The sequence below is a fragment of the Parachlamydia sp. genome, from assembly GCF_050255895.1.
Classification (GTDB): Bacteria; Chlamydiota; Chlamydiia; order Chlamydiales; family Parachlamydiaceae; genus Parachlamydia; species Parachlamydia acanthamoebae.
In genome coordinates this window covers 70,856-76,855 of record NZ_JBFWIR010000004.1, presented here as the reverse complement: position 1 = coordinate 76,855, position 6,000 = coordinate 70,856, and the positions used below count along the sequence as shown (strand labels likewise).

The window sequence follows — 6,000 nt, the reverse complement described above, 5'->3', positions numbered from 1 at the left end:
TCGGCAATTTTTCTTGCTTGCGAACGTGTGATCTTACCTACTTTGCTACGGTTAGGAATAGCAGACCCTTTTTCAATGCCCATTGCTTTTTTAAGCATTTCAGCAACAGGAGGCTTTTTACAAATGAATGTAAACGTTTTATCATGATAAACGTAAATCACTACTGGCAGGATATCTCCAGCCATCGCTTGTGTTTTCGCATTAAACTCTTTGCAGAACGCCATGATGTTGACGCCAGCAGAACCCAAAGCCGGACCAATTGGTGGTGCTGGGTTTGCTTTGCCTGCAGGAATTTGCAGCTTAATCACTTTAACAATCTTTTTAGACATAAACCCTCAATCTCTATATTAGGCGTTTACAGCGAGGCAACTGCTAACGCATCTTTTTTATGTGTTTTCTGCATCCGGTGAAATTTCTTCAACCTGAACAAACTCCAAATCATCTACACGTGTATCACGACCAAAAATGGAAACGAGAACACTTAAACGCCCTTTATCATGGAAGACTTCCGTCACAGTTCCAATAAAGTTAACAAACACACCATCTACGATTTTTACGCGGTCGCCCACATTAAATTTGTGGCGCTGAGTAACGGTTTGTTTTTTGTCTTCAAGGTCTTTAAGAATTTCGTCCACTTCTTTTTCAGTTAAAGCAGCGGGTTGATCACCACCCAAAAAGTCGACAACACCGATTGTATTTTTTACATAGCTCCAAGATTCATCTGTTAGTGTCATCTTAATCAGTAAATATCCGGGCCATAGACGTTTTTCGACGACTTTTTGCAAGCCATTTTTTACTTCTGAGACTTTTTCGATGGGCAAAACGACTCGTTCAATGAGTTCGCTCATCCCTTTGTGCTCACGATGTTCTTCAAGGTTTTTTTTCGCTTTTTTTTCTTGCGAAGAGATTGCCTGAACGACGTACCATTTATGCATTGTTTTTACCGTAATCCTTGCCAGTTGAAATGTTTAGTTTGACTTAGCGTTACCCTGCAATTAAATGCACAACATTTCCCAAACCCGCGAGAAAACTTTGGATGAGTACATCCATCATATAAATTCCGATCCCAAAAACAAAGGTTGCCCCAACTACGATTTTTGCGTACGCGAGAAGTTCTTCTTGACTCGTCCAGGTAATTTTTTGAAATTCCGCTTTTATGTCATCTAAAAAACTGAGAGTTTTTTTACTGCTGACAGGAATTTCTTTCGGAGAGGCCTCAGACACATGTTGCGTTTTTTTGACTTCCATGGTGTTCACATTTACCCCCGAAAAGTTTTCGCTATGAATTGCTTAATACACGTCTTTTTTGGTTTCGGGAAGAAATTAAGTTTACTCGATTCGAAAGAATTAAATCAACTGATTTTTTTTCAGTCGACTCACTTATCTTATCGATCTAATCCAACTCGAAATAAAAAAAACAAACGAGTGCGGAGGGACTCGAACCCCCGACCGGCGGCTTTGGAGACCGCAGCTCTACCAACTGAGCTACACACCCTTAAAGAAGACCATCTAAAAGATGGTCTTCTGTAAATTTAATCAGAAACCTGAAATGATTTCCAGTTGAATTATTTAATGATTTCGGAAACTGTTCCAGCACCGATTGTTCGGCCACCTTCACGAATCGCAAAACGCATCCCTTTCTCAACTGCAACAGGCTGAATCAACTCGATAATCATCTCAACGTTATCGCCAGGCATCACCATTTCAACGTCTTTAGGAAGCTCAACAGTTCCTGTTACGTCCGTTGTGCGGATGTAAAGCTGAGGACGATATCCTGTAAAGAATGGCTTATGACGTCCACCCTCTTCCTTAGTTTGGATATAAACAGGCCCTTTAAACTTAGTGTGCGGCGTGCAAGCACCTGGAGCAGCAAGAACCATACCACGCTGGATTTGGTTTTTATCAACACCACGGAGCAAGATACCCACGTTTTCACCAGCTCTAGCTTCATCAAGAGTCTTGTTAAACATTTCCAAGCCTGTTACAACAACATCACGCGTATCGCCGAGACCAACGAGCTGAAGCTTATCGCCCAACTTAACCATCCCACGCTCAACACGACCTGTCGCCACTGTTCCACGGCCAGAAATAGAGAACACGTCTTCGATAGGCATTAAGAACGCTTTGTCGATTTCGCGAGCAGGCTCTGGAATAAACGCATCTACAGTATCCATTAATTTATGGATCGCTTCCACATACTTAGGATCACCTTCAAGCGCTCTTAGTCCGGAACCACGAATAACTGGAGCATCTTTATAACCTTTTGCTTCGAGAAGCTCATGAATCTCCATTTCAACGAGATCTAAAAGCTCTTCATCACCTTCACTAAGCATGTCCACTTTGTTAAGGAACACAACAATCGCAGGAACCTGCATCTGGTGCGCCAAAAGAATGTGTTCGCGAGTTTGAGGCATCGCACCGTCTGTCGCTGCCACAACGAGAATTGCACCATCCATTTGAGCTGCGCCTGTAATCATGTTTTTAACATAGTCGGCGTGTCCTGGGCAGTCTACGTGCGCATAGTGACGGTTTTCTGTTTCGTACTCAACGTGAGTTGAGTTAATTGTAATACCACGAGCTCTTTCTTCAGGCGTTTTGTCAATTGAGTCGTAACTTCTAAAAATCGCTCCACCTTTTTCAGCTAATACTTTGGTGATTGCGGCTGTTAGCGTTGTTTTACCGTGGTCAACGTGGCCAATTGTCCCGATATTGACGTGCGGCTTGCTACGTTTAAAGGATTCTTTTGCTGCCATTTGATTTCCTCCATTTGGCTACAGTGCTTTTTATACTTAATCTTTACTTTCTGCCCAGAATAGGAATTGAACCTACGACCGCTTGCTTACCATGCAAGTGCTCTACCACTGAGCTATCTGGGCAAGTCAAACTTGTCTTGCTTCTTTCTAAACTCGAAAGCTTGTGAGTTTAGGGCTTCTGACAAAAAAAATCAACACCATTTTTACGCTTTTTTATTTGCCTTATTTTTGACGAAATACAATGCGCCCTTTGGTTAGATCGTAAGGAGACATTTCAACATTCACTTTATCCCCTACGAGGACACGGATATTCTTCATTCGCATTTTTCCGCATAAATGAGCGATCACGACCAATCCATTTTCTAAAGTTACGCGAAATGTCATGTTAGGCAGTAGCTCTTCTACTGTACCTTCTAGTTTAAGGGTATCTTCTTTTGGCATAGTTTCTTGGGTTGCTTTTTTTGAAACGAAATTTACTGAGAATGAGAGTAACACAAATTCATTAAATGTCAAGCACAACTCAACTTTTTTTGAATTCTCCAATTTTTTTTAGGTCTTGCCAATATTTTTTGAACGAGCTACCATCAGGCAATCATATTTAAAGAAAGTAGATACCATGTACAAGTTTAAATTGAATCTCAAAGCCCCCTTTGACTTCATTATGAACCTCCCAAAAACACCTAAAGTCCAGACCGCTCTTTGGGCTGTGATTACAACGATCTCGACAATTGCCACTGTATTTTTTGCAACGGCATTCATCGCTTCAGCAGTGGCAGGAGGAACCGCATTTGTCATTTCAGTCGGACTCCCCTTAACAATTCCTTTGGCAATTGTTTTCGCGGCTAGTTATGTCGCCACATTTGTTTTTGTAGGCTTTTCTGTTTTTTCCGCTGGGATGACAGGGGTTAAATGTTATGACTGGTTTGATGAACGTCGAGTTCATTACTTCGGGCCTTGCAAATAACTCTTTACAGGATTGAAGAAAAATAGATATAGATTCCTTAAAACGGGATACTTATTTTCAGCCTATGTCTATTTTCTTTTCATCATCAAAATCTTTTAACTACTCCACGCACCACTCTTTCCCCAAGGATGCACACCCTTCGAAAAAGACACGCACTTTCTTTTTAGTTACCGGCCTTGTTAGTTTAATCGGATCGAGCCTTCTCATCTCATCAGCAGTCAGCACATTTAAATTGGGGATCGTTTCCTGCATCACAATTGTTGGAATCATTCCAGGAGTATCCATGATTTTATTAGGGCTAGGCCTCCTTTTAGCTGGCGTTTGCGGGATTGCCCTATCCCTATATTTTTTTAAAAAAAGCATTAGAAAAATCTTGTAGTTTCACCCATTTCTTTTATCACTTAATTTTTTCAAAGACTCTTGAGTTTCTTCATCCACAATGGAAAAATCGGAGGCCAAATTTTTCTCAGCCAATTTGGTTACACCGTGTAAAGATTCCCCAAGAATGAGCCGCTTCCCCTCCACTTCCACAACATAGAGCATCGATTTTGGACTTAAAGAACGACGATCTAGTATTTTAATCATACTTGTCGCATTATCCTGCAATAGACGCGTGTAGACCATTTTTTTCATAGCCCATGAGAGAAATAGCAGCATCGACACAAGAAGCCCCAGGACAAAGAGCATGTAAATAAAATTTTTCCAAAAATGAGAATCCCCTTCTCCCTCATCTTTTTTTAACTCTTGCTGGAAAACCTCATCAAAAGTGGAAGGTTCCGTTGCTTTACTTTGAGAAGCAGATGAATTAGCTGGGACGTGAAGCTTTACATCTGAGCTTGAGGCCTCGTCAGCCCAACTCGAGATTGAAAAAAGCAGGCATAAAAAAATCATATACAAGGTAGACAAGCGCATGCGTTCCCCTATGGGTAGATGGATAAAGCTTAAGCATAAGGATTCACTCAATTTCCATTAAGAATTAATTTTCTTATTCTCCCCTTTGAATTTCCTCATTCATAAAAAAAGATTACCCCATCATTTTGTTTCTAACCCCTTTACTTTGATACAAAAATGACCATTTATGATTTATAATACGTCTTCAACAAGTTATGGCTTCAGCCCCAACCGCTGAAGAGTTATATCCTAGTATGGCCTCAAGACCTTGACTTCTTAATGTCCGGTTGTTAAGACTACTCGGAAACGAGCTTTTCCGCTCATCATTTTTTCGTAGGCTTCTTCTACCTTCTCAAAGGGATAGATCTCATTCATGGAGCGCACTCCCGTTAGAGCACTGAATGACATTGTATCTTGAGAATCTATCGAAGTACCTGAGGGCCATCCTGCGATAGAACGTCTTCCGGAAATAAGCGCTCCAGCAGTTATTGAAATAGGACTATGAGGGATTCCTACGATGATGAATTTTCCATTAGTGCTGAGTCCTGGAAGAGTTGATTCGATTGCCTTAGCATCGGTTATCGTCGATAAGATTACCCTCGCTCCCCCAAAACTCACAAGCTCCTTAGCGGGATTTTTTTCTAAACTATCAATATAATCATGTGCCCCTAATCTTTTGGCTAAAGCCTCTTTGTCTTTTCCTCGCGCTATCGCGATAGTATGAAATCCCATTTTAGCCGAAAATTGAACCGCTAAATGCCCTAGACCACCAACACCAAGAATAGCAACACGCTCTCCTGCACGCGCTCCACTGTTCTTTAATGCATTAAAGGTAGTAATCCCAGCACACATTAAAGGACCAGCCTCTACAGGTGAAAGTTCCTCCGGGATTAAGGCCAAAGCATCCACAGAAGCAATCATATAATCTGCATATCCCCCATCATAAGTCACACCAGATATAGAAAGCTGACTGCACGTAACAAAATCGCCTCTTCTACAAGACTCACAGTAACCACAATGCCCTCCATACCATCCAATCCCTATACGTTCACCCACCTTCCAATTTTTAACTTTCGAACCAAGAGCATCAATAATACCAGCAACTTCATGACCGGGAATACGTGGATAAGTCACACCTGGAAATGTGCCTTCTTTAGTGAAAGAATCGCTATGACAAATCCCACATGCCTGGACTTTAATGCGAACCTCTCTTTCACCCGGTTCTGGAATATCTCGCTCAACAAACTCAAAAGGACCATTTGGACGACTGACTTGAATTGCACGCATTTTTGCCATAGAGCTTCCTCCTAAAAATTATTTACACTTTTAGTTACAGGAGAAAGAATTAGATTTCAAGAAAAAGAAGCCTCAAATCAAGATAATTTGAGGCTT

General features: G+C 41.3%; 9 protein-coding genes and 2 tRNA genes. 1 reads left to right on the top strand and 10 read right to left on the bottom strand.

Annotated elements, in window-relative coordinates:
- The 7 genes from rplK to infA all read right to left on the bottom strand — a co-directional run.
- The coding region (gene rplK, locus AB7E63_RS01555) for a 50S ribosomal protein L11 (protein ID WP_428418501.1) at window positions 1-329 on the bottom strand (329 nt) is incomplete at its 3' end.
- A gap of 57 nt (window positions 330-386) precedes the next feature.
- Complete coding sequence (nusG, locus tag AB7E63_RS01550; RefSeq protein ID WP_006340070.1) at window positions 387-935, bottom strand: transcription termination/antitermination protein NusG; 549 nt, start codon at window positions 933-935, stop codon at window positions 387-389.
- A 49-nt stretch (window positions 936-984) separates the two neighbouring features.
- Window positions 985-1,248, bottom strand: a complete 264-nt coding sequence (gene secE, locus AB7E63_RS01545; protein WP_006340069.1) for a preprotein translocase subunit SecE — start codon at window positions 1,246-1,248, stop codon at window positions 985-987.
- A 174-nt stretch (window positions 1,249-1,422) separates the two neighbouring features.
- A tRNA-Trp gene (locus tag AB7E63_RS01540) sits at window positions 1,423-1,495 on the bottom strand.
- A gap of 70 nt (window positions 1,496-1,565) precedes the next feature.
- Window positions 1,566-2,753 carry an elongation factor Tu gene (gene tuf, locus AB7E63_RS01535; RefSeq protein WP_006340068.1) on the bottom strand — a complete coding sequence of 396 codons (1,188 nt, stop codon included), beginning with the start codon at window positions 2,751-2,753 and terminating at the stop codon, window positions 1,566-1,568.
- A gap of 51 nt (window positions 2,754-2,804) precedes the next feature.
- Window positions 2,805-2,876 (bottom strand) — tRNA-Thr (locus AB7E63_RS01530).
- A 99-nt stretch (window positions 2,877-2,975) separates the two neighbouring features.
- Entirely contained in the window at window positions 2,976-3,194 is a 219-nt protein-coding gene (gene infA, locus AB7E63_RS01525; RefSeq protein ID WP_006340067.1) for a translation initiation factor IF-1, read from the bottom strand.
- A 175-nt stretch (window positions 3,195-3,369) separates the two neighbouring features.
- On the opposite strand from infA, the gene AB7E63_RS01520 reads away from it, so the two are divergent.
- A complete protein-coding gene (locus tag AB7E63_RS01520) occupies window positions 3,370-3,717 on the top strand; it encodes a hypothetical protein (RefSeq protein ID WP_006340066.1) in 348 nt (115 codons plus the stop codon).
- Window positions 3,718-3,816: 99 nt separating this feature from the next.
- Here the strand turns inward: AB7E63_RS01520 and AB7E63_RS01515 are convergent, their stop codons facing one another.
- From AB7E63_RS01515 to AB7E63_RS01505, 3 genes are all read right to left on the bottom strand, one after another.
- Complete coding sequence (locus AB7E63_RS01515) at window positions 3,817-4,002, bottom strand: hypothetical protein (RefSeq protein ID WP_013925295.1); 186 nt, start codon at window positions 4,000-4,002, stop codon at window positions 3,817-3,819.
- A 96-nt stretch (window positions 4,003-4,098) separates the two neighbouring features.
- The gene (locus AB7E63_RS01510) at window positions 4,099-4,629 is read right to left on the bottom strand and encodes a FliO/MopB family protein (RefSeq protein WP_036745835.1); all 531 of its coding nucleotides are present in this window, start codon (window positions 4,627-4,629) and stop codon (window positions 4,099-4,101) included.
- Between the two features lie 255 nt (window positions 4,630-4,884).
- A complete protein-coding gene (locus tag AB7E63_RS01505; RefSeq protein WP_006340062.1) occupies window positions 4,885-5,904 on the bottom strand; it encodes an alcohol dehydrogenase in 1,020 nt (339 codons plus the stop codon).
- Between the last annotated feature and the right edge of the window lie 96 nt (window positions 5,905-6,000).